This is a genomic window from Mesorhizobium sp. M0293 (assembly GCF_040321735.1).
Taxonomy (GTDB): Bacteria; Pseudomonadota; Alphaproteobacteria; order Rhizobiales; family Rhizobiaceae; genus Mesorhizobium.
The window spans coordinates 1-1,666 of record NZ_JAMYSA010000266.1 but is presented as its reverse complement, the minus strand read 5'-3'; the positions used below and the strand labels follow the sequence as shown (position 1 = coordinate 1,666).

Annotated in this window: 2 protein-coding genes; both read left to right on the top strand. The window is 69.0% G+C overall.

Going from position 1 to position 1,666, the window contains the following annotated elements; genetic code table 11:
- A partial coding sequence (locus NKJ06_RS35350) for an OmpA family protein (protein ID WP_352812557.1) occupies positions 1-364 on the top strand: 364 nt, incomplete at its 5' end.
- Positions 361-1,666, top strand: a 1,306-nt coding sequence (locus NKJ06_RS35345; RefSeq protein WP_352812556.1) for a MotC family chemotaxis protein, incomplete at its 3' end; no start/stop codon positions are given. The genes NKJ06_RS35350 and NKJ06_RS35345, both read left to right, overlap by 4 nt.

Below are 1,666 nucleotides of genomic sequence, written 5' to 3'. Positions count from 1 at the left end.
GGGGGTGGCAATCTCGATCACCCACCTGTCCGCCTTCGGATGGTCCCCGGGCGGGTGGGGGGGGCCGTGCCGCGAACTTGTGCTGGCGATGGAAAAGATCGGCCGCATCGTCAACAGCCAGAAGGGCACCATCAGCATCAACGGCCACACCGATGCCCGGCCGTTCCGCAGCGACAGCTACGACAATTGGCGACTGTCGACGGCGCGCGCGCATTCCGCCTACTACATGCTCGTGCGTGGCGGCGTCGACGAACGCCGCATCACCGAGGTCGCCGGCTTCGCCGACCGCCAGCCGAAGGACGCCGCGGATCCATTGGCGGCCGTGAACCGCCGCATCGAAATCCTGATGGCGACCGGCGGATGAGGCGAGCGGCCGTCACCAGCCGGCTGATTGGCCTGTTGCTGCTGGCCGGCGGACACCCGTCGGCGGGCTTCGCCCAGGATGCACTGCAGCCGTATCAGCTGGTGCGCTCGCTGCAGCTCATCCAGGACCGCATAGCCGCCGGTGATCATGCCGCCTTGCCGATGCAGGCCAAGCTGCTGGAGATGGCGGATGCGCGCCTGCGCGCGGCCGATGCCGAGGACTACAAGGACCCAAAGAACTTTCGCGCCCTGCTTGTCTACGGCATGAGCGGCGGCAACCCGGTGACCGTCGAGGCCGCCACGTCGCGCGCCACGACCGACCCGCAAAGCCTTGCCATAGCCAAAGGCGTGATCGACTACCTCAACGGCCGGCCCGGCGAGGCGATCGAAGCCTTGAGGCTGACAGATCCGATGGTGCTGCCTCCCGATCTCGGCGCTTTCCTTGCCCTGGTCAAAGGCTCGCTGCTTGCCGGCGACCAGCCGGCGGCCGCACTCGGTCTGCTCGATGAGGCAAGATTGCTCAGCCCCGGCACGCTGGTCGAGGAAGCAGCACTTCGCCGTTCGGTCGGCATTGCTGTCGCGCAAGGTGACGCGGCACGCTTTGCGCTTGCCTCCACCCAGTATGTCGAGCGCTACCTCTACTCGCCCTATGCCAGCCAATTCGCCGACTCTTTCGTCTCCGGCGTCATCGCGCTGCACATGTCGATCAGCCAGGACAAGCTGGCCGACATCACCTCGATGATGGATCCCGAGCGCGAGAAGGTAATCTATCTGCGCATCGCCCGCCGCGCCGCGATCGACGGCCTGAACGACCTGTCGGCCTTTGCTTCGGCGCGGGCCGAGCAGGGTCGCAACGGCAACACCAACCAGGACGACCCACGCGCCCTGCTCTATGCCAGCCTTTCCACCGTCACCTCCGGCACCATCGAGGACGTCCGCGTCAGGCTCGGCAAGATCGACCGCGGCAGGCTGTCGGAAGGCGACCGCGCCTTGCTCGACGCCGCGCAGGCCATTGCCGGCGAAGTCGTCGCACCGCCGGCCGCCCTTCCCGAGGAAAAGCCTGTCCCTGCTGCGGCCGAGCAGCCTCTGGCGCCCGAGATCGCCACGGCGCAAGGCGCCGATGACAGCGGACTGCCACCGGTCGAAGGCGCGATCTCGGAACAACCTGCCGTCACCGCGGCCTCCGGCGGACCAGCCACGAATGCGCCGGACGCGGCGGGCGGGGGCGGCCCCGACCCCCGCGCCGCGCCCCAACATACCGCCCCCGCCCCCGCCCCCGCGCCCGCGCGCGCGCCCCCCCCAC